The sequence below is a fragment of the Mycobacterium szulgai genome (genome assembly GCF_002116635.1).
GTDB classification, from domain to species: Bacteria; Actinomycetota; Actinomycetes; order Mycobacteriales; family Mycobacteriaceae; genus Mycobacterium; species Mycobacterium szulgai.
In genome coordinates, this window is record NZ_LQPW01000144.1 from 11,806 (window position 1) to 37,114 (window position 25,309).

A 25,309-nucleotide genomic window follows, 5' to 3' on the forward strand; every position below is an offset into this window, starting at 1 on the left:
GTCTAGCTCGCGGCGGCGAGTTCCCTCAGCAGTGCGGTGGTCCGCCGGCGGGACTCACTGCGCTCCAGTCTGTCGCGACCCACTGGGAAGACTGCAGCCCAGACGTCTGTGGCTCCAGCGTCGACCAGTGCCTGCAGTTGTTTTCGAACCGATGCCTCATCACCGACGATGGCGGCCTCGGCCACATTGTTGAGGCCGCCGACGTGAAGTATGCGGCGATAGTTGGGCATCCGGCCATAGGTCGCAGCGGTCGCTTCGACCGCTGCGCGCGCCTGGCCTATGTCGTCGTGCACGGCAACCGGCAGCCCGGCTACGATCCGTGGCGTGGGCCGCTCGGCGGCCGATGCTGCTGAGTTAATCCTTGGTGCCACGTGCGATTCGATCGCTTTGGCCGTGGCCATCCACAAGATCGTGCCGTCAGCGACCTGGCCGGCAACTCGCAGCAGCCGGGGCGATAAAGCCGAGAGCAAGACTGGTACCGGGTAGGCGAGCGGCGTAAACCGCTGCGCGCTGTGCGTGGTCCAGTGGTAGCCGTCGAAATTAACTTCCTCTCCCCGCAATAGCTGCGTGATGATCCCCAGGTACTCCTCGGTGCTACGGCCGGGGCGGTCGTAGGACATGCCATAGACATCGCGGATGAGCGTCTCGTGGGAGGGGCCGATACCGAGCGTCAAGCCCGCCCTGCCCATCGCGTCGGCGGTCGCTGATATGCGGTTTGCTTGAAGCAAGGGATGGCACGGATATGTCTGCAGTACCGCGGTTCCTAACTCGATTCGCGAGGTGGCCCGTCCGGCGAGAGCCATCGCGACGAGCGGGTCGCCGGCGAGGGTGCTGGCGTACCACAGCGAATGAAAACCGTCCGCTTCCGCTTGCTGTGCCTGGGCGACTATCTTGTTCGTCGATGCCCCAGTCGCCGTAAGCCCGATGCGCATCATGCCACCGGGGCTAGCCAGGTCTGCACTATGGGGACCAACATGATTCGGTTGTCCGTGTCATAAAACTGCTCCGCCGTTGACGCCGATGACTTGGCCGGTGATGTAGCTCGCACTGTCAGAGCACAAGAAGGCGCAGATTGCCGCGATGTCATCGCCGGTACCGACGCGGCCCGCGGGAACTATGCGTGCCATCGTCGCGGCATCCGGAACCTGCTTGGCGCGCTGTGCGGCGCGCAGCATTGGCGTGTCAGCAGTGAATGGCGGGATCGAATTCGCGGTGATGCCACGAGAAGCGTATTCGAGGGCCAGTGTCTTGGTCAGCGCGATGACGCCGCCCTTGGACGCCGAATAGTGCCCTTGGCGCAGCGCACCCACTTGGCCAGCCGCGGAGGAGATTGTGACGATGCGGCCCCAACCCCGGCCGACCATGTCCGGAATTGCCGCTCGTATGCACAAGAATGTGCCGGTGAGGTTCACCGCGATGTAACGGTTCCATTCGTCGAGTGTGATGTCCTCGAATGGCGTAAACCCGGAAATCCCGGCACTGGTGACCACTATTTCAACAGGGCCGAGCTTGCTTCGGATCTTGTCGAATGCTGCGTCAACGGCGACTTGATCTGACACATCCGCCGCTACGGCCAACGCAGGTCCGGCTTGTGTCCGAAGGTCGGCAGCGACTCGTTCGGTCGCCTCAGTGTCGCGGTCTAGCACCGCGACTCGTAGTTTGGCGCTCAACAGATGTTCACAGATCGACCGCCCCAGCCCTGAGGCGCCTCCGGTGACTACAGCTACTCTGCTCATCAGATGCCGGCCGGTCCAGGGCCGCCGTGCATGTATAGGGTCTGCCCTGAGCAGAAGCTGGACGCATCCGACGCGAAAAATAGCACTCCATAACCGATTTCGTCCGGCTCGCCGAGCCGCCCGGCTCCGTTGGTAGCTGCGATCGCGTCGAGGTCCAATCCGTAGCGCGCCGCGTCGTCGGTCAGCGTTGCCGCGCGGACAGCGCCGACCGCGATCGCATTGACCCGGATCCCCTTGCGTGTCCATGCCGCGGCCATAGATCCGGTGAGGTTGTTGACAGCCGCCTTCGCCGCACCGTAGGGCGCGGCTTGAGGCATCGCGAGAAGACTCGCGCCCGAGGAGATATTGACCATGGCTCCTTTTCCTTGCCGCAGCATAGGTTTGGCCGCCGCGCGCGAAAGATGCCAGACGGCACCGAAATTCAGGGCGATTACGTGATCAAAGTCGTCATCAGGCCATTTGAGGATCGGTTTGGTTTCGGCTCCACCGGCGTTGTTGACCAAGATGTCGACGCGCCCGAATTCCGCCAAGGCCGCCTCGACCAAGGACTCGCACCTCGCAGGGCTGGTTACGTCGGTCGGCACGGCTAGGGCTCGCCTGCCCAGCGCGGCTATCTCTTTAGCAGTCGATTCAAGGGGGTCGCGACGGCGCGCGGCGACGACCACGTCGGCGCCATGCTCGGCCAGCACCAAAGCTGCACCACGCCCAATTCCGGTACCCCCGCCGGTGACGATGGCTACCCGCCCGTCGAGGGAGAACCGATCGGTCACCTCAGGCCCCTCTCGTATGTATGTACGGTCGTACAGCGATGCGCTACTGTACGACCGTACAAGCTTCGACTAGGGAGAGCAAGTGACAGGTCTTTACTACGACCCCTGGGATGCCGAGATAGACCTCGATCCATACCCGACGTACCGATTGCTGCGCGACGAGATGCCTTTGTACTACAACGCACGTCATGATTTCTGGGCGCTGAGCCGCTATGCCGACGTGGATGCCGCCATACGCGATATCGGCCGGTTCAGCTCGGCCAAAGGTGACATCCTCGAGGTCGTCAAGGCCGATCCAGTCATGCCGCCCGGGGTATTCATCAATGAGGATCCGCCGTTGCACACGATTCACCGGGCGCTGGTATCGCGGGCATTCACGCCGAAGAAGATGAAGGTGTTGGAACACAAGGTGCGGGCATTCTGCGCGGCCTGCCTGGATCCGCTTGTCGGCGCCGAGAGTTTCGATTTCGTCCGCGATTTGGGAGCCGAGCTGCCAATGCGCACGATCGGCATGCTCGTAGGATTGCCCGACGCTAACCAGCCGGTGGTGCGCGCTGAAGTACATAAAGCGCTCCGCAACAATCCCGGCGAGCCCATGCCGGTGCAAAAAGATCACTACTTTGACGGTGAACTATTCGCGGATTATGTTGCCTGGCGCCAACGACACCCGTCGAGCGACCTGGTTACCGAACTGTTGAATATCGAGTTCGAAGACGAGTCAGGAATCACGCGGCGGTTGACGACTGAGGAGGTGCTGATTTTTCTGACCGTTGTAGCAGGCGCCGGCGTCGAGACGACCGGCCGGCTTTTCGGCTGGATGGGCAAGGTGCTGGCAGAGCATCCCGATCAGCGCCAAGAGATCGTTGAGGATCGGTCGCTTATTCCCGGTGCAATTGAGGAGCTGTTGCGCTATGAGCCTCCCGGCCCGCATGTCGCACGTTATGTGCTGGCAGACACGGAGGTTCAGGGTCAGACGGTGCCGGCGGGTAGCGCGATGTTATTGATGTTGGCTTCGGCCAACCGCGACGACCGTCACTTTGCGGATCCCGAGCGGTTCGATATCCGGCGCAGATCAAATGGGCACCTAACCTTTGGGCGTGGCGTGCATTTTTGTCTGGGCGCACCGCTCGCCCGGTTGGAGGGCCGCATCGCGTTAGACGAAATATTGAACCGATTCCCGAAATGGGACATCGATATCGGAGGTGCCAAGCGGTCCCGTACCTCCACTGTGCGCGGGTGGGACACCATGCCCGCGGTCATTACCTGACGCGGCGCTTGCTGGCGCGTCTGGCATTCTTTGCCACCGGCTCAACGGATTCGAGATAGCTTTCGAAGGCGTTAATCAGATCGCGGTGACCCGTGGACACTCCGACTCCCTTCTCCAAGTTGAGGAATTTCGGGATGCCGGTGACCAACAGCAGCAACCCAACCGGTGTGACTCGCTCGTCCTCGAGTTTGCGGTTCCCGAATTTCGCTGTGACAGCGTCAAGTTGAATCTTGCGTACCTGTTCGGTGACCTCCGCGATCTCTTTTCGAATGGATTTACGGTGATTGCCCAGCGCCGTGAACTCGGTCATCAGCGCACCGGTCGCCTCCTCCCAGCTGTATTCCCACAGCACCCTAAACGGCTGGTCGGCACGTTCGCGCAGTGCGTCTGCAAGATGGGTCAAGTTGCGCTCGGAATAGCGTCGGATCGCGGCGATGAATATGCCGTCCAGCGTCTGGAAGTAGTACTGCACCAGACTGGGAGCGACGCCGGCCTTAGCTGCCACATTCCGAAACGTGACGGCCGCATAACCCTTCTCGAGCATGAGCGCCTCGACGCAATCGAGGAGAACGTCTCGAGTGTTGGATGTCTTGGCGCCCGCGCGCCGCGGCGTCTGAGCCATGATCACCTCGCTAGTTCGACCCGACCGCTATCCTTGCACTCTCTTGGTGTTATACGGTCGTACAGTGGCTGTTGATACCGACCTGGAAACTTTGGTAAAGGATGTGCGCTACCTGAAGGACCGCACGGAGATATTGGACTGCATCGCTCGGCACGCCCGGGGCTGTGACCGGCATGACGCCGATCTCATTGCCGCCGCCTACCACGATGACGGCCTCGACGAGCACGGCTCTGTGATCAATCGCGGCCGCGATTACGCAGACTGGGCCAACGCCGCGCACGGGGCAACTTCTCGCGTGCACACGCACAACATCACCACTCACACGTGCGACATCGTCGGTGAGACCGCTCACGCGGAAAGCTATGTGATCGTGGTCCTGCTGGGGAGCGACGGCCGCACCGCGCAATTCATCAGTGGCCGATATATCGATCGGTTGGTGCGCCGAAACGACAAGTGGCGCATTGCGGTTCGGCGCTCGACCGTCGAAGTGATGTTTATGGCCAATGCATCCGTGTTGCAATCGTCGTTCTTCAAGGAACAGGGCTATCCCGTAGGGACCCGTGACCGCCGGGACTTGTCCTACCAGCGCTGCCTGACGATCGACACGCCCGCACCACAGCGCTGGTAGCCGGCCCGGTACCCCGCTCCTATACAAAACGAGGTCCAACGTCCTATCGTCGGCAGTCGTGCTGCGATCACCGCAACGGAACGTCGACTTCTTTTGCGCAGTGGTCATAGTCGGCCTGCTGGCCGGGGTCGCCGGGTTGTCGACGACGGTGGTGCTGCGCTTCGTCGAGCACCTCACCTACCACTACACCTTCGGCTCACTGCTTGGCGGTGTCGCCGGAAGCAGTCCGGTCCGACGCGCCGTGGGCCCGATGATCGGCGGCGCCGTGGCTGCGCTGGGCTGGTGGATCCTGCGCCGCCGCGCCGACGTGCCGCCGCTGGACAAGACCATCCTGGGTCATGCGCGGGTACCGCGGCTGACCTGGAGCATCGACGCCATGCTGCAAGTGGTGCTGGTCGGCTCCGGCGCATCCTTGGGCCGGGAAGGGGCACCACGCCAATTCGCGGCGGCCCTAAGCGATTTGGCTACCGGATGGTTGAAGCGGCTATCGCCCGCCGACCGGGAGATCCTGCTCGCGTGCGCCGCGGGGGCCGGCCTGGGTGCGGTCTATGCCGTTCCGGTGGCAGGTGCGCTTTTCGCGCTGCGGATCGTGCTGCACACCTGGCAGCCACGGGCGGTGGGGGCGGCGTTGATCACCTCCAGTCTGGCCGTCGCGATCGGCTCTGCCGTCACCCACGATCGGCCCGAACTCGAGTGGCCCAGCGTGGAATCGACGTATCTGCTGACGGCCCACGGGCTGCTGCTGGCGCCACTGGCCATGGCGGTGGGGTTGGCCTTCAACCGGATCATGGCGGCGGCCCGCCCGGCCCGCCTGCTGCGGTCCTGGGTTCTGATCCCCGCGCTGGCGGCCGCGGGCTTGCTGACCGGAATCTGCTCGCACTGGTGGCCCGAACTTCCCGGCAACGGCAAAAGCATTCTCACCGTCAGCCTCGCCTCCGGCATGACGCTGTCGGCGGCGGCGGTGATCCTGGTGCTCAAACCACTGCTGACCGCGCTGTTCCTGCGCGCCGGGGGAGCCGGCGGAATGCTGACCCCGTCGCTGGCCACCGGCGCCGCGGCCGGATCGCTAGTGGTGCTGGCCATCAACTCGGCCGCCGGGACGCACCTGCACGTGCCGGCGGTCTCGCTGGCCGGTGCGGCCGGCGTGCTCGCCGTCACCCAGGGCTCGCCGGTCTGGGCGGCGATCTTCGTCTGGGAGCTGGCTCGCCCCCCGATCTGGCTGCTGCTGCTTTTCCTGGTCACCGCCGTTGCGGCGGACCGGCTCAAGGCAGCGGTCGAACGGTACCGGTCAGGTGCGGGTACCCCTTAGAAACGTTGCGCAGCACCAGATCCCAGCCGCCCTCCTTCTCTTCGACGTAGAGCCCGGCGGTAGCAGGCAGCACCACCGGCTTGGCGAACCGCACCGAATACCGCACCGCATCGGGAAAGCGGCCTTCGATGTTGGCCAATACTGCTGCGGCGCTGAACATTCCGTGCGCAATCACAGTCGGGAACCCGAACAACTTGGCGGCCACCGGATTGGTGTGGATGGGATTGTGGTCGCCGCTGACGGCGGCGTAGCGGCGGATCTGGCTGGGCGTGATCCGCAGCACGGTGGAGGCCGGCGGCGGCTTAGGCTCCTTTTGCGGCGCAGGTTTGGGCTCGTCGGACAAGCTGGTGCGCTGCTGGTGCAGAAACGTGGTCACCTGGTGCCAAGCGGTGTCGTTGCCCACGTTCACGTCGGTAACTATGTCGACCAGCAGGCCCTTGCGGTGTTCGCGCAGATTCTCCGCGTGCACCCGCACCCCGACGGTGTCGGTGACCGCTATCGGCTGGTACTGCGTGATGTGGTTCTCCATGTGCACCGAACCCATTGCGGCAAAAGGAAAGTCGAAGGCAGTGACCAGCGACATCACCGAGGGGAACGTCAATGCGAACGGATAGGTCAGCGGTACGGTGTTGCCGTAGCGCAGACCCGTGACCGCCGCATAGGCCGCCACATTGGTGTGGTCGATGGGCAGTTCCTCGACTGTCACCGTGCGATCGGGCAGCTTGTCCCCGCGCGGTATCACCGCCAGGGCCCCGGCCGCCGCGCGCAGCAGGTTCTTCAGACCGCTTGGCTGGTTCACTGTCTTCCCCCTGGAAAGGCTAAGCGCCCAGCATCTGCTGACCGCAGACGCGAATGACGTTGCCGGTCACCGCGTTTGAAGCCGGGCTGGCGAAGTAGGCAATGGTCTCGGCGACGTCGACCGGCTGGCCGCCCTGGTGCAGCGAGTTCATCCGGCGGGCCACCTCGCGGGTGGCCAACGGAATGGCAGCGGTCATCTGGGTCTCGATGAATCCCGGTGCGACGGCGTTGATCGTGATGCCCTTCTTCGCCAGCTCGGGTGCCAGTGCCTGGGTGATACCGATCATCCCGGCCTTGGTGGTGCCGTAGTTCGTCTGCCCGCGATTGCCCGCGATGCCGGCGATCGAGGACAGGCCGATCACCCGGCCGCCCTCGCCCAGCGTGCCATTGGCCACCAGGCCCTCGGTAAGACGAAGCGGTGCAAGCAAATTCACGGCCAGGACGGCGTCCCAGCGCGCCTCGTCCATGTTCACCAGCAGCTTGTCGCGAGTGATACCGGCGTTGTTGACCAGGATGTCGGCCCGCCCGCCGTGGTGGTCGCGCAGGTGCTCGGTGATCTTCTCCACGGCATCTTCGGCTGTCACATCCAGCCACAGTGGGGTGCCGCCAACGTTATTGGCGGTCTCGGCCAGGGCTTCTTCGGCCGACTCCACATCGATCGCGACGACGCGGGCCCCGTCGCGGGCAAGTACCTCGGCAATGGTTGCGCCGATGCCGCGGGCGGCGCCGGTCACGATGGCGACCCTGCCGTCCAGCGGCTTGTCCCAGTCGGCCGGTGGCGTGGAGTCTTGTGCTCCGACGTAGAAAACCTGGCCGTCGACGTAGGCCGACTTGGCCGACAGGATGAACCGCATGGTCGATTCCAGACCGGTGGCGGCCGGTTTGGCGTCCGGCGCCAGATAGACAAGCGCGACGGTGGACCCATTGCGCAGTTCCTTGCCCAGTGACCGGGTGAAGCCCTCCAGGGCGCGCTGTGCGATGCGTTCGTCGGTGCTGGCGGCAGCTTCGGGCGTGGTGCCCACGACTACCAGGCGCGCGCAGGGTTTGAGGTTGCGCAGCAACGGCGTGAAGTACTCGTACAGCGCCTTGAGCCCAGCCGGTTTGGTTATGCCGGTGGCATCGAACACCAGGCCGGCGAACTTGTCGGCCCAGCGCCCGCCCAGGTTGTTGGACACCAGCTCGTAGTCACCGTCCAACGCCGAGCGCAGCGGCTCGACGACGCGGCCCGGCTGGTCCTGAGGCCCACCGATCAGCAGGGACCCGTCCAGCGGCGGATCGCCCGCGCGGTAGCGCCGAAGTTCCTCGGGCTGGGGCAATCCGAGTTGCTTGGCCACGAACGACCCCGGAGCGGAGTTGACCACCTGCGATATCAGATCTGGTGAGCGTTTGGCCACTGGGTTGCCTTCCGTGTCGGGGACGAACTTACTTCCGAGTAAGAACAGTGGGTAGTATTGCCTGCAGAGGCGGATACCCCCAAAACTAACCCCCAAAGAGCGCCGAGACACGGAGAAAAATCGTGGCCCCTGCAAGTTCTGAGCCGAGCCCGTCCAGACGACGAGTTGCCGTTCTTGGCGGCAACCGTATCCCATTCGGTCGATCCGACCGCGCGTATGCCGAGGCATCCAACCAGGACATGTTCACCGCCGCGCTGGCCGGGCTGGTCGACCGATTCGGTTTGGGTGGCGAGCGATTGGGTGCGGTGATCGGCGGCGCGGTGCTCAAGCACAGCCGCGACTTCAACCTGATGCGTGAATGTGTGCTTGGTTCCGCGCTCTCGTCGTATACGCCGGCCTTCGACATCCAGCAGGCCTGCGGCACCGGCCTGCAAGCGGCGATCGCGGCGGCCGACGGCATTGCCGCCGGCCGCTACGAGGTGGCCGCCGCAGGCGGTGTGGACACCACCTCGGACGCGCCGATTGCGCTGGGCGAGGACCTGCGCCGCACCTTGCTGAAGGTGCGCCGGTCCAAGTCCAACGTGCAACGGGCGAAGCTATTGGGCGCACTGCCGGCCAACCTCGGGCTGGACCTGCCGGCCAACAGCGAACCGCGCACCGGCCTGTCGATGGGCGAGCATGCCGCAATCACTGCCAAGCAGATGGGCATCAAGCGCGTCGAGCAGGACGAACTGGCCGTCGCCAGCCACCGCAACATGGCCGACGCCTACGACCGCGGCTTCTTCGACGACCTGATCACGCCGTTCCTGGGGCTCTACCGCGACGACAACCTGCGTCCGGACGCCAGTGTGGAGAAGCTGGCCGGGCTGCGCCCCGTTTTCGGGGTGAAGGCCGGTGACGCGACGATGACCGCGGGTAATTCCACCCCGCTGACTGACGGCGCCTCGGTGGCGCTACTGGCCAGCGAGCAGTGGGCCCAGGAGCACTCGCTGGCCCCGCTGGCCTACTTCGTGGATGCCGAAACCGCCGCGGTCGACTACGTCAACGGGAACGACGGGCTGCTCATGGCACCCACCTTCGCAGTCCCCCGCCTGTTGGCGCGCAACGGGCTGAGCCTGCAGGACTTCGACTTCTACGAAGTCCACGAAGCCTTCGCCTCGGTAGTGCTGTGTCACCTGCAGGCCTGGGAGTCCGAGGAATACTGCAAGGAGCGCCTGGGACTGGACGCCGCACTCGGGTCGATCGACCGGTCCAAGCTAAATGTCAACGGTTCGTCCTTGGCGGCCGGGCACCCCTTCGCGGCCACCGGCGGGCGGATCCTGGCGCAACTGGCCAAACAGATCGCCGAGAAGAAGGCGGAAAAGAAGGGGTCCGGCCCGGTTCGGGGGCTGATTTCGATCTGCGCCGCAGGCGGCCAGGGTGTTGCCGCGATTCTTGAAGGCTGAGTTTTCTGGGACGCGCGAATCATTTTTCGTTTCGGGTGGTTTGTGCCGCGAGTAGATGGGTACTCGGATGCTCGGATAGCCCCGTGTTGTGGTCTGACCCCCCGACCCCGACGGCAACGCGGGGCAATCCCTAGATCGACCGCCGGTCAGCGGAGACGGGCGAACGCAAAGGGCCGCCGCTGGAGTGAGGGGATCCAGCGGCGGTCTTTTTGATTCTCCGAAGTTGTCGACATATAACCCAGGCATCCGCGTCGCAGTGAGCGGAGCGGCGAGCGGCGCAAACGCAAAACGGTCCCCGTTCTTGCGAGCGGGGACCGTTTTGCGTTTTCTGCTTGCTCTTAGAACGCGGCCTCGTCGAGTTCCATGATGTCGTTGTCCAGCGTGTCGATCACCTCGCGGGTGCTGGTCAACAGCGGCAGGAAGTTCTTCGCGAAGAACGACGCCACCGCGATCTTGCCCTCGTAGAAGGACCGGTCGGCACCGGTGGCACCGGCGTCCAGTGCGGCCACGGCAACGGCGGCCTGACGCTGCAGCAACCAGCCGATGACCAGGTCGCCGACGCTCATCAGGAAGCGCACCGAACCCAGCCCCACCTTGTACAGGCTGGTCACGTCTTCCTGAGCGGCCATCAGGTAGCCGGTCAGCGTGGCGGCCATGGCCTGTACGTCGGTGAGTGCCTTGGCCAGCAGCGCCCGCTCGGTCTTGAGCCGGCCGTTACCGGTCTCGCTGTCGACGAACTCCTGGATTTGACCCGACACGTGGGCCAACGCCACACCCTTGTCGCGGACGATCTTGCGGAAGAAGAAGTCCTGCGCCTGGATGGCGGTGGTGCCCTCGTAGAGAGAGTCGATCTTGGCGTCGCGGATGTACTGCTCGATCGGGTAGTCCTGCAGGAAGCCGGAACCGCCCAGCGTCTGCAAGCTCTCGGTGAGCTTGGCGTAGGCCTGCTCGGAGCCGACGCCCTTGACTACCGGCAGCATCAGGTCGTTGACCTTGACCGCCAGCTCGGGGCTGACACCGTGCACCGCCTCGGCGACCGACGCGTCCTGGAACGTCGCGGTGTAGAGGTAGAGCGCGCGCAGACCCTCGGCGTAGGCCTTCTGGGTCATCAGCGACCGGCGCACATCGGGATGGTGGGTGATCGTCACCCGCGGTGCGGTCTTGTCGGTCATCTGGGTCAGGTCGGCGCCCTGCACGCGGGACTTCGCGTATTCCAGCGCATTCAGGTAGCCGGTCGACAGCGTGGCGATGGCCTTGGTGCCGACCATCATCCGGGCCTGCTCGATGACCTCGAACATCTGTGCGATGCCGTTGTGTACCTCGCCGACCAGCCACCCCTTGGCGGGCACGTCGTGCTGGCCCAGCGACAGCTCACACGTGGTGGAAACCTTCAGGCCCATCTTGTGCTCGACGTTGGTGACGAAGACGCCGTTGCGCTCGCCCAGTTCGCCGGTCTCGAAGTCGAACAGGAACTTGGGTACGAAGAACAGCGACAGACCCTTGGTGCCAGGGCCGGCGCCCTCCGGACGGGCCAGCACCAGGTGGAAGATGTTCTCGAAGAGGTCGCCGGAGTCACCCGAGGTGATGAACCGCTTGACCCCGTCGATGTGCCAGGAGCCATCCTCCTGCTGAACGGCCTTGGTCCGGCCTGCGCCCACATCCGAGCCGGCGTCCGGCTCGGTCAGCACCATGGTCGAACCCCAGCCGCGCTCGGAGGCCAGGATGGCCCACTTCTTCTGCTCCTCGGTTCCGAGGTGATAGAGGATGTTGGCGAAGCCGGCGCCGCCGGCGTACATCCACACCGCCGGGTTGGCACCCAGGATGTGTTCATGCAGCGCCCAGACCAGTGACTTGGGCATCGGCATGCCGCCGAGGGCCTCGTCGATGCCGGCCTTGTTCCAGCCGGCGTCGGTCACTGCGTTGACGGACTTCTTGAACGACTCCGGCAGCGTGACCGAGAACGTCTTGGGGTCGAAGGTGGGCGGGTTACGGTCACCCTCGACGAACGACTCGGCGACCGGCCCCTCGGCCAGCCGGCTGACCTCGGCCAGCATTTCTTGGGCGGTGTCGACGTCCAGATCGCTGAACTCGCCTTCACCCAGAGCTTTGTCAACGCCCAACACCTCAAACAGGTTGAACACCTGGTCGCGGACGTTGCTCTTGTAGTGGCTCACTACGGTCCTCCTCGTTGAGAATGCCACCTGATGGTTGGGTACTCGGGCTAAGTTACCCACCAGTAACACTGTTAAAATATCTCGGCTGGATACTCCAACGCAAGTTGGTGTTGGCCACATTTCAACCAACCGGTTGGGTCAGCCCTGATTCCGGCCCTCGGGGGCCCTGCGACCTGGGGCGATGATGTGCACAATGACGATTGTGGGGAACATCACGGCCCTTCCGATAGTGGATCTTCACGCCGATTTCGGCCAGCTGCGCAATAGCCTTCGGGTAGCTGCGCACGAGGTGGGCTTTTTCTATCTGACCGGTCACGACGTGCCCGCCACTCTCGCCGCCAGCGTGCTTGACGTGGCGCGACGCCTCTTTGCCCTGCCCCAGGCGGACAAGGACGCGATCGCGATGGCTTGCAGCCCGCATTTTCGCGGATACACCCGGCTGGGCGGCGAGCTGACCGGTGGCGAGGTGGACTGGCGTGAACAGATCGACATCGGACCCGAGCGCGTGCCGATCGGCGGTGCGGACAAGCCGGATTACTTCTGGCTGCAAGGGCCCAACCAGTGGCCGGCAGCCCTGCCCGAGTTGCCCGGAATCATCGCCGAATGGGACGCCGTGCTGTCCGGGGTGGCTCGCACCCTGCTCGGCCACTGGGCGGCCGCCCTCGGCAGTCCGTCCGACGTGTTCGACGCGGCTTTCGCCGGCGAACCTGCCACGTTGATCAAAATCGTCCGGTATCCGGCGCAAGCCATTTCCGCGGCCGGCGCACAGGGCGTGGGAGCGCACAAGGATTCCGGCGTGCTCACGCTGTTGCTGACCGAGCCCGGCAGCCGCGGCCTGCAGGTCCGGCGAGGCGGTCACTGGGTGGACGTGCCCGCCCTGGACGGCGCGTTCGTCGTCAACATCGGCGAGTTGCTCGAAGTCGCCACCGGCGGCTACCTGCGCGCAACCGAGCACCGGGTGAACCTGCAGCGAGGGGTCACCGACCGGCTGTCGGTGCCCTATTTTTTCAACCCACGACTGGACGCACAGATACCGGTGTTGTCGCTGCCCGCCGAACTGGCAGCACACACCGTGCCGCGCCGGGACCCGTTGGATCCCATCGTCTCCGTCTATGGACGCAACGCGTGGAAGAGTCGATTGCGAGCGCACCCGGATGTGGCTGCCGCACACGGATACTCAGCGGGTAGGGTCGAGCGCGAGAATCCCGTTCTCGGCTCAAGGGGCGAATGAAGTCCGATGAACTCCAACAGCAAGCTGACACCGTCGTCGCTGCGTGACGCCTTCGGACATTTCCCGTCCGGGGTGGTGGCCATCGCGGCTGAGGTCGACGGAGTTCGCGAGGGCCTGGCGGCCAGCACCTTTGTTCCCGTCTCGCTGGATCCGCCGCTGGTGTCGTTCTGTGTGCAGAACATCTCGACCACCTGGCCAAAGCTCAAGGGCGTACCGATGCTGGGCATCAGTGTGCTCGGCGAGGCTCATGACGAGGCGGCGCGCACGCTGGCCGCCAAGACCGGCGACCGGTTCGCCGGGCTGGAGACGGTGTCCCGCGACTCCGGGGCCGTGTTCATCAAAGGCACGGGGCTGTGGCTGGAGAGTGCGATCGAACAGCTGATCCCGGCCGGGGACCACACCATCGTCGTGCTACGGGTCAGCGAGGTCACCGTGGATGCCGAAGTGGCGCCCATCGTTTTCCACCGCAGCGTTTTCCGCCGACTCGGCGTCTAAACCCGAAACAGGGCACTTCGCCCTGTTCGAATCGCAAAATAATGTGCGCGTACGGGTAGCGCCCGACCTTTGCCGCTTAGTACCCTCCTTTCACTTTCGAACGGAGGGCAGGCGAGATGGACATCGATCGACGCGATGTCCCGTCAGCATTGTTACAGCCGGTCGATTGGGTGAAGCCGTCCGTCAATCGCGACAGCGCCTTTGAGCGCCGGCTGCTTTTCGAGAACTTCACCATCGCAGGTTTCAAGGAGCTGGAGCTCGAGCTTGAAGACCAGCTCCGGATGGCACCATCGGACACCATTCGTTTCCAGCTCGCTACCGTCCTTGCGCAATGCATGCCTACTCGGCAGTCGTTATGCCGTGCCAACGAACTCCTGGCCAGTGCTCTAAAGCCGGATAGCGATCTTTCTGCTGATCTGCGTAAAAGCGCCCGAGACGTCCAGCGCAGCGTGCGGTCAATGCTTCTTGAATCCGAATCAGCCGCCGCCGGCCGACTGAGCCAGGTGAATTGGGGAATCTACAATCGGTGCCCCCTGGTGTGCGTGGGGTGTTACAACATTTTCAATTCCCAGACACTTCCGTTGCACCAGACCAAGCGCGTGGTCGAAAAGCTCGTCGCGGCCGGGGTTGAGGAATTAGTGATATCGGGCGGTGACCCGCTCGAATGGGAAGATATTCTCCCGTTTGTCGAGCATGCCCATAACTGTGGGCTCGATGTTGCCATCGACACCGTGGGATACAGCTTCACCGCGGAAACGGGTGAAGCGCTCGGCGGGAAAATATCCTATTTGGGTCTTCCGGTAGACGGCTCGGAACAAGACGTGATCGCCGGTTTCCGCAAAGGCAAGGCCGACTTGTTCCAGCGTGTCAGACACACCCTCGAGTTATGCAACGCCTACGGGATTCCGGTCAAAATCAATACCACCGTGACGAACTTGAACATCAACGACTTGGATGCTGTGGCGCAGCTGCTGGGCGAGTACGACGCGGTTGTGGCCTGGTCGCTGTTTCAGTGGTGGGATATCCGGGCGACTCCCGCGCTGCGGGCGCGGATGCAAGTGGGCACCAGCCGTTTCCGGGAACGCGCCCGGCAACTACAACAGCTGTACCCGCAACTCGGAATCTGGGGCCAAGACGTCGACCGGCGAGCGCGGACACACTTCTTCATCTCCGCGAATGGCGAGGTTTACACGTTTGATTCCGGTGTTCTTGCGACGATCATCATCGGAGACATATCCACCGACAGCATGGCCGAATTGCTCGAATCGCCCGCCCTGCGCAAGGATTCCCCGAAGTTCCGCCGCAGTTTCCCGGCCCGGCCACTCGAGGAAGTAGCATGCTCTAGAGCATAATGGGAACATCGCATCCGGCCGGTCAGATCGACGGCACGAGCAGACGCGTGGTCTGGCTGATAATCACTCAGAGTGGCTTCTACCGGACCGCGCTGCAGCTTGGCAATGTCCCTATCGTGCTGCCATTTGTCGTAGCGGAACTGCATGCCGAATTGTGGATGGCGGCTCTCATCTTTCCCGCCTTCACGGCCGGCGGCGCGATAGGGAATGTGTTCGCTCCTGCTGCTCTAGCCGCTGCCCCGCGGCGCTATCGGCTGGTGATCATCGTGTTCTTCCTGGCTGTCCTGGCAGCTCTCAACGCTTTGTGGGCGACCATCGGAAATGGGAATATCGCCGGTATCCTATTTGTGGTCAATGTGATATTGATCGGGGCGGTATCGGCGTTCTCCTTCGTTGCATTCGCCGACTTGGTGGCGGCCATGCCGTCACGAACGGCCAGGGCCCACATTCTGCTCACCGAGGCCGGCGTGGGGGCCACATTGACGGCCTTGGCGACGATTGCGTTGTCATTCGTACACCACGAAAACGAATTGACGAACAATATCCGCCTGCTCTGGATGGCTGCCGTGGCAATGGCGATCTCAGGGCTGGTTTGCCTGGCGCTGCCGCCCAAGATCGTGCCGGGCGCCCACTTGGCTCCCCGGCTGCACAAACTTCTGCACGTGGGGTGGCAGACGGTCCGGACCGCCAGCTGGTATCGCCGCTACCTGCTTGTCCAGTTGCTCTTCGGGTCGGTCGTATTGGGATCCTCGTTTTACAGCATCAGGGTCGCGGCGGCGCCGGGCGACGAGCACGACAACGTCGTCGCCGTCGTCCTGTTCGTATGTGTCGGGCTGCTGGCGGGAATCGCCTTGTGGAACCGGACCCGCGAAAGGTTCGGGCTGATTGGGTTGTTCGTCGGCAGCGCGTTCGTCAGCATCGCCGCCGCGGTGGTCGCCATCGGATTCCAGTTGGCCGGATGGTGGCCCAACATCATCGCCATCAGCCTGGTGATTGCGCTTGCCTCGATCGCCAACCAGAGCGTTTTCACCGCGGGTCAACTCTGGATCGCCCACGACGCCGACCCGGCACTGCGCATTTCCCTCATCGCGTTCGGGCAGTTGGTGATCAGCGCAGGGTTGATCGGTTTGAGTTCGGTACTGGGCCTGCTGGCCCAGTACCACGAAGCGCTATGGCCGGTGGTGGCAGTCCTTGTGCTGAATCTGACCGCCGCCTACTTCGCCAAACGGCTCGCTCCCGCCGACTGAGCGCTAGCGGCGGAACAGCTTGTTACCCAGCCATACCACGGGGTCGTACTTACGGTCGGCGACCCGTTCTTTCATCGGGATCAACGCGTTGTCGGTGATCTTGATGTTCTCCGGGCACACCTCGGTGCAGCACTTGGTGATGTTGCAGTAGCCCAGGCCGTGCTCTTCCTGAGCATCGTTGCGCCGGTCCCGGGTGTCCAGGGGATGCATCTCGAGCTCGGCGATGCGCATCAGGAAGCGCGGCCCGGCGAATGCCTGCTTGTTCTCCTCGTGGTCACGCACGACGTGGCAGACGTTTTGGCACAGGAAGCATTCGATGCACTTGCGGAACTCCTGCGAGCGCTGCACATCGACCTGTGCCATCCGGTACTCGCCGGGCTGCAAATCCTTCGGCGGCGCGAAAGACGGTATTTCGCGGGCCTTTTCGTAGTTGAACGAGACGTCGGTGACCAGGTCGCGCATGACCGGGAAGGTGCGCAGCGGCGTGACGGTGACTACCTCGTCCTCGGCGAAGGTCGACATCCGGGTCATGCACATCAGCCGGGGCTTGCCGTTGATCTCCGCCGAGCAGGATCCGCATTTGCCCGCCTTGCAGTTCCAGCGCACCGCGAGATCGGGCACCTGGGTCTGCTGCAGCCGGTGGATGACGTCGAGCACCACTTCACCCTCGTTGACCTCGACGGTGAAATCGCGTAGGTCGCCACCACTTTCGTCGCCGCGCCACACTTGCAAGCTAGCGTTGTAGCCCATTACGTTCTCCGTCCCGGATGGTCGGCCAACTCTTCGTCGGTGTAGTACTTCTCCAGCTCGGAAATGTCGAAGAGTTCCAGCAGGTCCGGCCGCATGGGTAGCTGCGGCTGCCGATCGATCCTGATGTGCGCACCATCGACCCCGGTGCTGTTGATGCGGCAGACCAACAGGCTGTTGCGCCAGTTGGCGTCCATGCTGGGGTGATCGTCACGGGTGTGGCCGCCGCGGCTTTCGGTGCGCTGCAACGCAGCCCGTGCCACGCATTCGCTGACCAACAGCATGTTGCGCAGGTCGATGGCCAGGTTCCACCCTGGGTTGTACTGACGGTGACCTTCGACTTGCACGTTCTGGTAGCGCTTCCACAGCTCGCCCAACAGCGTCAGCGCCTTGGCGATCTCGTCCTCTTTGCGGATGATGCCGACCAGGTCGTTCATCACGTGCTGCAAGTCGAGCTGCAGTGCGTACGGATTCTCCGGTGCCGAACCGTCTTTCGGGCCTTCGAAGGGCTTGAGCGCCATCTGCGCCGCCGCGTCGACAGCCTCCTGCGACACCGATGGACGGCTGCTCAGCGCCCGCACGTAGTCGGCGGCACCCAGACCGGCCCGGCGCCCGAATACAAGCAGATCCGACAGCGAATTGCCGCCCAGCCGGTTGGAACCGTGCATGCCGCCGGAGCACTCGCCCGCGGCGAACAGCCCGGGGACGGTGGCCGCGCCGGTGTCGGCATCGACCTCGACACCGCCCATCACGTAGTGACAGGTGGGCCCGACTTCCATTGGCTCCTTGGTGATATCGACCCCGGCCAGCTCCTTGAACTGGTGGTACATCGAGGGCAGCCGCCGCTGAATCTCCTCAGGTGTCAGCCGGGACGCGATGTCGAGGTAAACCCCGCCATGCGGGGTGCCGCGGTTGGCTTTGACCTCGGAATTGATCGCGCGGGCGACCTCGTCGCGGGGCAGCAGGTCGGGCGTGCGCCGAGCCGAGTCGTTGTCCTTGAGCCACTGATCGGCTTCTTGCTCGGATTCGGCGTACTGGCCTTTGAACACCGGCGGAATGTAATCGAACATGAATCGCTTGTTGTCGGAGTTTTTCAATACTCCGCCGTCGCCGCGAACACCCTCGGTGACCAGAATCCCTTTAACGCTGGGCGGCCACACCATTCCGGTCGGGTGGAACTGGACGAACTCCATGTTGATCAGCGATGCGCCCGCGCGCAGCGCCAGGGCGTGCCCGTCGCCGGTGTACTCCCAGGAGTTGGACGTCACCTTGAACGACTTACCGATCCCGCCGGTGGCGAGCACGACTGCCGGCGCCTCGAACAAGATGAACCGGCCACTTTCCCGCCAGTAACCGAAGGCGCCGGAGATCTTGTCCTGGTCCTTGGTCAGCTCGGTGATCGTGCACTCGGCGAACACCTTGATCCGGGCCTCATAGTCACCGACCTCGGCGAAATCCTCTTGTTGCAGCGACACGATCTTCTGCTGCATGGTGCGGATCAGCTCGAGACCGGTGCGGTCGCCGACGTGGGCCAACCGCGGGTAGGTGTGCCCGCCGAAGTTTCGCTGACTGATCTTGCCGTCTTTGGTGCGGTCGAACAGGGCGCCGTAGGTCTCGAGCTCCCAGACCCGGTCGGGCGCCTCCTTGGCATGCAGTTCGGCCATCCGCCAGTTGTTGAGGAATTTCCCACCGCGCATGGTGTCGCCGAAGTGGGTCTTCCAGTTGTCCTTCGGGTTGGTGTTGCCCATTGCGGCCGCGCAGCCACCCTCGGCCATCACCGTGTGGGCCTTACCGAACAGGGACTTGCACACCACCGCGACCTTCAGGCCGCGTTCGCGCGCCTCGATGACCGCACGTAGCCCCGCGCCGCCGGCACCGATCACGACCACGTCGTAGGAGTGCCGTTCGACCTCAACCATGAAACCTCGCTAGCTCAATTCTGACAATTCTTCAAATGGCTTAGTGGCCAATGAATCTGAAATCGGCGATGGTGCCGCTGGATACCAGCATGACGTAGAAGTCGGTCAGTGACAGGGTTCCCAACGTGATCCAGGCGAACATCATGTGCCGGGTGTTCAGCTTGCTGACCTGCGTCCAGATCCAGTACCGCACCGGGTGTTTGGAGAAATGCTTCAGCCGGCCACCGGTGACGTGCCGGCAGGAATGGCAGGAGACGGTGTATGCCCACAGCAAGAGCACATTCACGACCAAAATCACGTTGCCCAAACCGAACCCGAAACCGGTCGGTGAATGGAACGCCATAATCGCGTCGTAAGTATTGATCAGCGACACGATCGTCGCGAAGTAGAAGAAGTAGCGGTGGCTGTTCTGAATGATCAGGGGGAACCGGGTTTCGCCGGTGTAATGCGCACGCGGTTCAGGCACCGCGCAACCTGTCGGTGACTGCCACACCGATCGGTAGTAGGCCTTGCGGTAGTAATAGCAGGTAATCCGGAAACCGAGCAGGAACGGTAATACCATCGCGCCCAACGGAATCCACCAAGGGAAATGTCCGAACCAGACACCCAGGTGGCTGGCGCCAGGGGCGCATGACGCACTTACGCATGGCGAGTAGAAGGGCGTCAGGTAGTGATATTTCTCCACCCAGTAGCCGCTGCCCCAGAATGCCCGGGTCGTCGCATAGATGATGAACGCCAATAACCCGAGATTGGTTACCAGCGGTGGCCACCACCAGGCATCGGTGCGGAGGGTCCGTTGCGGTATTTGTGCCCTGGTGGGCGAGAAAACGCCGGACGCAGGACGGTTCGCCGTGGGTGCGCTCAATCTACTGTTCCTTCGAACGGGCTGTCTGTCGAAGGGTACACAGAGTGAGAGCCCCCTAATTAGGGGGGCTTCTTTGGTCAGTACCTGCTGTGACCCCCGACACCCTCGTCATCGACATCGCGCCAGAAATCGCGGTCGTATTCGGTGTCAGGGATGGCGATCATCTCCGCGGAATGCTGCACAGTGGCGCGATCCAAGTCCAATTCGGCAACGTCGGTGTCGAGTAATTGAATGTCGCTGAGGATGCGGTCGGCGTCTATGACGAGGCGGCGCATCGCCGGGTTGTCGCCGTAGCGGGTCTTCAGCGAGGTCACGCACCGCCGCAGGCCGCCGATGAGGTCGTGCAGTTCGTTGATTTCAGCAGTGGCGGACACGGATGCTCCCTGGGCTCACGGGTGTTATGGATCACAGTACGCCAACCGATACTATCCACAGTCCATGTCGGGTCACACGTCATCGGCCGAACGTGCCCACACGCTGCTGGAACTTCATCGGCCGGGCAACCCGGTGGTACTGCCGACGGTGTGGGACGCGTGGTCGGCGCGACTGGCTGCCGGAGCCGGGTTCGCCGCCCTTACGGTGGGCAGCCACCCGCTGGCCGATTCGATCGGCAAGGCCGACGGCGAAGGTATGTCCTTCGACGACGTGCTGGCCCGGGTCGCGCAAATCACCGCGGCGGTCGATATTCCGGTATCGGTCGACATCGAATCCGGCTACGGGCTGCCGCCGGCGCGTCTGATCGAGGGATTGCTGAGCGTGGGCGCCGTCGGGCTGAACATCGAAGACACCGTGCACTCGGAGGGTAAGCGGCTGCGGTCTGCCGGCGAACACGCCGAGTTGGTCGCCGCATTGCGATCGGCGGCGGACGTGGCCGGGGTGCATGTCGTGATCAACGCGCGCACGGATCTCTTTCTGCGCCAGGACGGTAACGAATCCGATCGTCTCGAGCGCGCGGTCGCGCGGCTGACCGAGGCGGCGTCGGCCGGCGCCGACGTACTTTACCCCGTGGGTCGTCACGAACCAGAGATGTTGCGGCGCTTGGCAACCGAGTTGCCCCAGCCCGTCAACGCGATCGCGCTGCCCGACCAGGACGACCCGGCATCCCTCGCCCCGCTGGGTGTCGGCCGGATCAGCTTCGGGCCGTTTCTGCAGTACGCCCTATCGGCCCGTACCAAGGAACTGTTGGCCCGCTGGAGCTGATCCGGCGGAGCCGTGCGGCCCCGCCGGATCGGTGGCTACTTCGTGATCGCGATGCGCTGCGCCTGTGTTCCGGCGTAGACACCCGATACTCGGACGGTCAGCACGCCGGCGTCGTAGGAAGCCGAGACGGCCTCACTGGTGACGTGCGCGGGCAACTGGAAGGACCGCCGGAACGAGCCGTAGCGGATTTCCCGCAGAGTGCGCCCGTCTTCGTCTTCCGCGTGCTCGTCGCGGTGTTCGCCGTGGATAACCAAACGGCCCCGATCCACCTCGACATTGACGTCTTTCTCGACGTCGACGCCCGGCAATTCCAAGCGGACCACCGCGTCGTCACCATCTTTGATGACCTCCGCGGCAGGATTGAAGCCACTGGTCACGGGCTTGTTCCAGTCCGCTCTGGCGGCCGGGCCGAAGAAGTCGCGGATCCACCGATCGGTGTCCCAGGCCGGACGCGACCACAAGGCGAGATTACTCATGGATAACTCCTTACGTTTGGTTGTGAGTTAGCTGTGTCCGGCGCTGAGCCGGCTGGCTACTAGATCAAACATGAGTCGACCACACTAAAGTTCCACCTGGGTGTTCGCCCGCGGCGAACGCAGTCACACAGAGGATTCACAGGAGGTGAGGAGGTCGTCATCCGCCCGTCACATAAGGCGATTTTCCGGTAATTTGCCGCCCTTAACCTTCAATCCATGTCTTCAGCCGGAACTACGCGCGCGCGTGGTGACTCCCGTCACGTCATCGTGGTCGGGCACGGCATGGTGGGCCACCGGTTCGTGGAGGCGCTGCGCGCCCGTGACACCAGCGGCTCCTGGCAGATCACCGTGCTGGCCGAGGAGGCCGACGCCGCCTACGACCGTGTGGGACTGACGTCCTACACCGAAAGCTGGGATCGCGGACTGCTGGCGCTGCCCGGTAACGATTACGCCGGTGACGGGCTGGTTCGGCTGCTGCTGAACACGCGGGTCACCGAAATCAACCGCGCGACAAAGACGGTGGTAACCGACGATGGCGTACGTCACAGCTACGACGCACTGGTCCTGGCCACCGGTTCCTACGCCTTCGTCCCGCCGGTGCCCGGTCACGACCTGCCTGCCTGCCACGTCTACCGCACCCTGGACGACCTCGACGCCATCAAGGCCGGCGCCCAGCGCACGGCGGCGGCCGGCGACAACGGTGCCGGTGTGGTCATCGGCGGTGGTCTGCTGGGCCTCGAGGCCGCCAATGCACTGCGTCAGTTCGGATTGCAGACGCACGTCATCGAGATGATGCCGCGCCTGATGGCACAACAGATCGACGAGGCCGGTGGCGCCTTGCTGGCGCGGATGATCACCGATCTCGGAATCGCCATCCACACCGGTGTCGGTACCAAATCGATTGAACCCATTGCGGGTTCGGAGTCCATGCGGCTGAGCCTGAGCGATGGTGACGTCATCGACGCCGGAGTGGTGATCTTCGCCGCCGGCATCCGTCCCCGCGACGAACTGGCGCGGGCGGCCGGCCTGGCGATCGCCGAACGCGGCGGCGTACTCACCGACTTATCCTGCCGGACAAGCGATCCCGACATTTATGCGGTCGGTGAGGTAGCCGCTATCGAGGGGGTGTGCTACGGCCTGGTCGGCCCCGGCTACACCAGCGCCGAGGTGGTGGCCGACCGGTTGCTGGACGGCGCCGCGGAATTCCCGGAAGCCGACCTGTCGACCAAGCTCAAGCTGCTCGGCGTAGACGTCGCCAGCTTCGGCGATGCGATGGGCATAACCGAGAACTGCCTCGAGGTCGCCGTCAACGACGCGGTGAATCGCACCTACGCCAAACTGGTTCTCTCCGATGACGCCAAGACCTTGCTCGGCGGCGTGCTGGTTGGCGACGCCTCCTCCTACGGGGTGCTGCGGCCCATGGTCGGCAGTGAGTTGCCCGGGGATCCGCTGGCTTTGATCGCGCCGGCCGGGTCCGGCGACGGCGCCGGCGCATTGGGCATTGGGGCACTACCGGACTCGGCACAGATCTGCTCCTGCAACAACGTCACCAAGGGCGATCTGAAGTGTGCGATCGCCGACGGGTGCGCCGATGTTCCGTCCCTGAAGTCCTGCACCTCAGCCGGCACCTCGTGCGGATCGTGCGTGCCGCTGCTCAAGCAGCTGCTGGAAGCCGAAGGCGTGGAACAGTCCAAGGCGCTGTGCGAGCACTTCAGCCAGTCGCGGGCGGAATTGTTCGAGATCATCTCGGCTACCGAGATCCGGACGTTCTCCGGGCTGCTGGAGCGCTTCGGTCGCGGAAGTGGTTGCGACATCTGCAAACCCGTGGTCGCCTCCATCCTGGCTTCCACCGGCTCCGACCACATTCTGGAGGGCGAGCAGGCCGCACTGCAGGACTCCAACGACCACTTCCTGGCGAATATCCAGAAGAACGGCAGCTACTCGATCGTGCCGCGGGTGCCCGGTGGCGACATCAAGCCCGAGCACCTGATTTTGATCGGCCAGATCGCGCAGGACTTCGGCCTTTACACCAAGATCACCGGCGGCCAGCGCATCGACATGTTCGGTGCCCGGGTGGACCAGCTGCCGCTGATCTGGAAGCGGCTGGTCGAGGGTGGCATGGAATCCGGCCACGCCTATGGCAAGGCGTTGCGCACCGTCAAGAGCTGCGTGGGCAGCGACTGGTGCCGCTACGGCCAACAGGATTCGGTGCAGCTGGCCATCGACCTTGAACTGCGCTACCGCGGACTGCGGGCGCCGCACAAGATCAAGCTGGGCGTCTCGGGCTGCGCGCGGGAGTGCGCCGAGGCGCGGGGCAAGGACGTCGGCGTCATCGCCACCGAAAAGGGCTGGAACCTCTACGTCGGCGGCAACGGCGGCATGACCCCCAAGCATGCCCAGCTGCTGGCCAGCGACCTCGACACCGAGACGCTGACTCGCTACGTCGACCGGTTCCTCATGTACTACATCCGCACCGCGGACCGGCTGCAGCGCACAGCGCCGTGGGTGGAATCGCTTGGGCTCGACCACGTCCGCGAGGTCGTGTGCGACGACTCGCTGGGCCTGGCCGAGGAATTCGAGGCTGCGATGGAGCGCCACGTGGCCAACTACCAGTGCGAATGGAAGGGCGTGCTGGAGGATCCGGACAAGCTGTCGCGGTTCGTCTCATTCGTCAACGCCCCAGAGGCGGTCGATTCGACAGTGACATTCACCGAACGTGCCGGGCGCAAAGTACCTGTGCCCATTGGTATTCCCCGCGTTAGATCGAACTAGGGAGGAATCATGACGCTTCTCAACGACATTCAGGTGTGGACCACCGCCTGCGACTACAACCACCTCATTCCCGGGCGCGGCGTGGGCGTGCTACTCGACGACGGCAGCCAGGCGGCACTGTTCCGGCTGGACGACGGCACGGTGCGTGCGGTCGGAAACGTCGACCCGTTCTCCGGTGCGGCCGTGCTGTCCCGCGGGATCGTCGGCGACCGCGCTGGGCGCGCGACAGTCCAATCCCCGATCCTGAAGCAGGCTTTCGCACTGGACGACGGCTCCTGCCTTGACGATCCGCGGGTCTCGGTGCCGGTCTACCCGGCGCGGGTCACACCGGAGGGCTATATCCAGGTTGCCCGGATGGCCGCCTGAGCCCGACTGGCTTGATTGCGGGTTAGTCGATTTTTCCGACTAGGTAGCGCTGCATCGTCGGGCCAATGGCGTCGACGAGCGCGTCTACCGACATCGAATGCAACGGTTCTGAGCGCACGCCGTAACGCATGATGCCCAAGCCGACCAGCTGAGACGCGCACAACGATGCCCGGACGGCGACCTTGTCCGCCCCAAGCATCTTCAGCAGCGGGTTGAAGACCGGCCCGATGAACATCGACTGCACGATTTCTGCGGTCTTGGCCAATCCTGTGGAAGCAACGGCACTGGCCGCAAAGGGGCCGCCCCCGGCCGCATCCCAGGTGGTGATCAGCACGTACAGCGTTCGGCGGCCAACCTGGTTAACGCTCCCGGTAAAGATGCGGTCGATGAACTCCGGTGTGCTGAATGGCAAACGCAGCATTTTCGCCACGTCATCGAGCAGTCCACGCGAGGGCTCTTGCTGACGGGCCATGATGCCAGGATCACCCGGATGCCA

At 63.9% G+C, this 25,309-nt stretch carries 24 protein-coding genes; 11 read left to right on the plus strand and 13 right to left on the minus strand.

What is annotated here, in order from left to right:
• Positions 1-2: 2 nt before the first annotated feature.
• The 3 genes from AWC27_RS20650 to AWC27_RS20660 are packed head-to-tail and all read right to left on the minus strand — an operon-like array spanning position 3 to position 2,506.
• The gene (locus AWC27_RS20650) at positions 3-932 is read right to left on the minus strand and encodes a TIGR03564 family F420-dependent LLM class oxidoreductase (RefSeq protein ID WP_085672249.1); all 930 of its coding nucleotides are present in this window, start codon (positions 930-932) and stop codon (positions 3-5) included.
• A gap of 60 nt (positions 933-992) precedes the next feature.
• A complete protein-coding gene (locus tag AWC27_RS20655) occupies positions 993-1,736 on the minus strand; it encodes an SDR family NAD(P)-dependent oxidoreductase (RefSeq protein WP_085672195.1) in 744 nt (247 codons plus the stop codon).
• A complete protein-coding gene (locus AWC27_RS20660) occupies positions 1,736-2,506 on the minus strand; it encodes an SDR family NAD(P)-dependent oxidoreductase (protein ID WP_085672196.1) in 771 nt (256 codons plus the stop codon). Before AWC27_RS20660 ends, AWC27_RS20655 begins: the two co-directional genes overlap by 1 nt.
• Positions 2,507-2,588: 82 nt before the next feature.
• Here AWC27_RS20660 and AWC27_RS20665 point away from each other — a divergent pair, with 82 nt between their 5' ends.
• Positions 2,589-3,773, plus strand: a complete 1,185-nt coding sequence (locus AWC27_RS20665) for a cytochrome P450 (RefSeq protein WP_139837125.1) — start codon at positions 2,589-2,591, stop codon at positions 3,771-3,773.
• Here the strand turns inward: AWC27_RS20665 and AWC27_RS20670 are convergent.
• Positions 3,766-4,395, minus strand: coding sequence for a TetR/AcrR family transcriptional regulator (locus AWC27_RS20670; RefSeq protein ID WP_085672197.1), 630 nt, complete (start codon positions 4,393-4,395; stop codon positions 3,766-3,768). The two genes, AWC27_RS20665 and AWC27_RS20670, sit on opposite strands and share 8 nt — an antisense overlap.
• Before the next feature lie 64 nt (positions 4,396-4,459).
• On the opposite strand from AWC27_RS20670, the gene AWC27_RS20675 reads away from it, so the two are divergent.
• Together AWC27_RS20675 and AWC27_RS20680 are read left to right on the plus strand one after the other, a co-directional pair.
• Entirely contained in the window at positions 4,460-5,023 is a 564-nt protein-coding gene (locus tag AWC27_RS20675) for a nuclear transport factor 2 family protein (RefSeq protein ID WP_139837126.1), read from the plus strand.
• Positions 5,024-5,081: 58 nt separating this feature from the next.
• Positions 5,082-6,332, plus strand: a complete 1,251-nt coding sequence (locus tag AWC27_RS20680) for a chloride channel protein (RefSeq protein WP_085672199.1) — start codon at positions 5,082-5,084, stop codon at positions 6,330-6,332.
• On the opposite strand, the gene AWC27_RS20685 is transcribed toward AWC27_RS20680, so the two are convergent.
• Complete coding sequence (locus tag AWC27_RS20685; protein WP_085672200.1) at positions 6,286-7,131, minus strand: MaoC/PaaZ C-terminal domain-containing protein; 846 nt, start codon at positions 7,129-7,131, stop codon at positions 6,286-6,288. The genes AWC27_RS20680 and AWC27_RS20685 overlap by 47 nt on opposite strands.
• Positions 7,132-7,150: 19 nt before the next feature.
• Entirely contained in the window at positions 7,151-8,524 is a 1,374-nt protein-coding gene (locus AWC27_RS20690; protein WP_085672201.1) for a 3-oxoacyl-ACP reductase, read from the minus strand.
• Between the two features lie 122 nt (positions 8,525-8,646).
• Here AWC27_RS20690 and AWC27_RS20695 point away from each other — a divergent pair, with 122 nt between their 5' ends.
• On the plus strand, positions 8,647-9,969 hold the full coding sequence (locus AWC27_RS20695; protein WP_085672202.1) for an acetyl-CoA C-acetyltransferase: 1,323 nt from the start codon (positions 8,647-8,649) through the stop codon (positions 9,967-9,969).
• A 338-nt stretch (positions 9,970-10,307) separates the two neighbouring features.
• Here AWC27_RS20695 and AWC27_RS20700 read toward each other — a convergent pair whose 3' ends face one another.
• Positions 10,308-12,143 (minus strand): acyl-CoA dehydrogenase, encoded by a 1,836-nt coding sequence (locus tag AWC27_RS20700; protein WP_085672203.1) that lies wholly within the window; start codon positions 12,141-12,143, stop codon positions 10,308-10,310.
• A 193-nt stretch (positions 12,144-12,336) separates the two neighbouring features.
• On the opposite strand from AWC27_RS20700, the gene AWC27_RS20705 reads away from it, so the two are divergent.
• The 4 genes from AWC27_RS20705 to AWC27_RS20720 all read left to right on the plus strand — a co-directional run bounded on the left by AWC27_RS20705 (position 12,337) and on the right by AWC27_RS20720 (position 16,468).
• Complete coding sequence (locus tag AWC27_RS20705; protein ID WP_139837127.1) at positions 12,337-13,374, plus strand: isopenicillin N synthase family dioxygenase; 1,038 nt, start codon at positions 12,337-12,339, stop codon at positions 13,372-13,374.
• A gap of 6 nt (positions 13,375-13,380) precedes the next feature.
• Positions 13,381-13,869: a flavin reductase family protein gene (locus AWC27_RS20710; RefSeq protein WP_085672205.1), complete on the plus strand. Its 489-nt coding sequence runs from the start codon at positions 13,381-13,383 to the stop codon at positions 13,867-13,869.
• 116 nt (positions 13,870-13,985) lie between these two features.
• The gene (locus AWC27_RS20715; RefSeq protein ID WP_085672206.1) at positions 13,986-15,221 is read left to right on the plus strand and encodes a radical SAM/SPASM domain-containing protein; all 1,236 of its coding nucleotides are present in this window, start codon (positions 13,986-13,988) and stop codon (positions 15,219-15,221) included.
• A complete protein-coding gene (locus tag AWC27_RS20720; protein ID WP_085672207.1) occupies positions 15,218-16,468 on the plus strand; it encodes a hypothetical protein in 1,251 nt (416 codons plus the stop codon). The genes AWC27_RS20715 and AWC27_RS20720 overlap by 4 nt, the downstream gene beginning before the upstream one ends.
• Positions 16,469-16,471: 3 nt before the next feature.
• On the opposite strand, the gene AWC27_RS20725 is transcribed toward AWC27_RS20720, so the two are convergent.
• The 4 genes from AWC27_RS20725 to AWC27_RS20740 form a co-directional block, all read right to left on the minus strand.
• The gene (locus tag AWC27_RS20725; protein ID WP_083113851.1) at positions 16,472-17,218 is read right to left on the minus strand and encodes a succinate dehydrogenase/fumarate reductase iron-sulfur subunit; all 747 of its coding nucleotides are present in this window, start codon (positions 17,216-17,218) and stop codon (positions 16,472-16,474) included.
• On the minus strand, positions 17,218-19,134 hold the full coding sequence (locus tag AWC27_RS20730) for a fumarate reductase/succinate dehydrogenase flavoprotein subunit (RefSeq protein WP_085672208.1): 1,917 nt from the start codon (positions 19,132-19,134) through the stop codon (positions 17,218-17,220). Before AWC27_RS20730 ends, AWC27_RS20725 begins: the two co-directional genes overlap by 1 nt.
• Positions 19,135-19,174: 40 nt before the next feature.
• Positions 19,175-19,999 (minus strand): hypothetical protein, encoded by an 825-nt coding sequence (locus tag AWC27_RS20735; protein ID WP_085672209.1) that lies wholly within the window; start codon positions 19,997-19,999, stop codon positions 19,175-19,177.
• A 77-nt stretch (positions 20,000-20,076) separates the two neighbouring features.
• Complete coding sequence (locus tag AWC27_RS20740; RefSeq protein ID WP_083113854.1) at positions 20,077-20,373, minus strand: hypothetical protein; 297 nt, start codon at positions 20,371-20,373, stop codon at positions 20,077-20,079.
• Positions 20,374-20,437: 64 nt separating this feature from the next.
• Here AWC27_RS20740 and AWC27_RS20745 point away from each other — a divergent pair, with 64 nt between their 5' ends.
• On the plus strand, positions 20,438-21,199 hold the full coding sequence (locus AWC27_RS20745) for an isocitrate lyase/PEP mutase family protein (protein ID WP_085672210.1): 762 nt from the start codon (positions 20,438-20,440) through the stop codon (positions 21,197-21,199).
• Between the two features lie 35 nt (positions 21,200-21,234).
• Here the strand turns inward: AWC27_RS20745 and AWC27_RS20750 are convergent, their stop codons facing one another.
• Positions 21,235-21,675 (minus strand): Hsp20/alpha crystallin family protein, encoded by a 441-nt coding sequence (locus AWC27_RS20750; protein WP_085672211.1) that lies wholly within the window; start codon positions 21,673-21,675, stop codon positions 21,235-21,237.
• A gap of 216 nt (positions 21,676-21,891) precedes the next feature.
• Between AWC27_RS20750 and nirB the strand changes: the two genes are divergently transcribed.
• Complete coding sequence (gene nirB, locus AWC27_RS20755; RefSeq protein WP_085672212.1) at positions 21,892-24,447, plus strand: nitrite reductase large subunit NirB; 2,556 nt, start codon at positions 21,892-21,894, stop codon at positions 24,445-24,447.
• Positions 24,448-24,456: 9 nt separating this feature from the next.
• Positions 24,457-24,813 carry a nitrite reductase small subunit NirD gene (gene nirD, locus AWC27_RS20760; protein ID WP_083113857.1) on the plus strand — a complete coding sequence of 119 codons (357 nt, stop codon included), beginning with the start codon at positions 24,457-24,459 and terminating at the stop codon, positions 24,811-24,813.
• A 22-nt stretch (positions 24,814-24,835) separates the two neighbouring features.
• Here nirD and AWC27_RS20765 read toward each other — a convergent pair whose 3' ends face one another.
• Positions 24,836-25,285, minus strand: coding sequence for a TetR/AcrR family transcriptional regulator (locus AWC27_RS20765; RefSeq protein WP_085672213.1), 450 nt, complete (start codon positions 25,283-25,285; stop codon positions 24,836-24,838).
• Positions 25,286-25,309 lie beyond the last annotated feature (24 nt).